We start from the raw sequence: 369 nt of genomic DNA, 5'->3' as shown, positions 1-369 counted from the left end.
ATCCTAGTGTCGATAGACATTCCTTTCTAGTCGAAAAATTACGCTTACTTATTCAACAATTAAAACAATCTATTCATCATCTCAAACAATTAGATGATGCCATGATTCAATTAGCACAACAACTCGATTATTTTGAAAATATTCATTCGATACCTGGTATTGGTAAGCTAAGCACAGCTATGATTATTGGGGAGATTGGTGATATTAAGCGATTTAAATCAAATAAACAACTCAATGCTTTTGTTGGCATTGATATCAAACGATATCAATCAGGTCATACACACTGTAGAGATACCATCAACAAGCGTGGTAATAAAAAAGCGAGAAAACTTTTATTTTGGGTGATTATGAATATAATAAGAGGGCAGC

General features: G+C 32.8%; 1 protein-coding gene. It reads left to right on the top strand.

Annotated features, from left to right (window positions below; translation table 11 throughout):
* Positions 1-369 (top strand): transposase (locus tag EA795_RS20580; RefSeq protein WP_147456331.1); only part of this gene is annotated, 369 nt, incomplete at both ends.

The organism is Stutzerimonas nitrititolerans, assembly GCF_003696285.1.
GTDB classification, from domain to species: Bacteria; Pseudomonadota; Gammaproteobacteria; order Pseudomonadales; family Pseudomonadaceae; genus Stutzerimonas; species Stutzerimonas nitrititolerans.
This window is presented reverse-complemented; position numbering and strand designations above follow the sequence as displayed.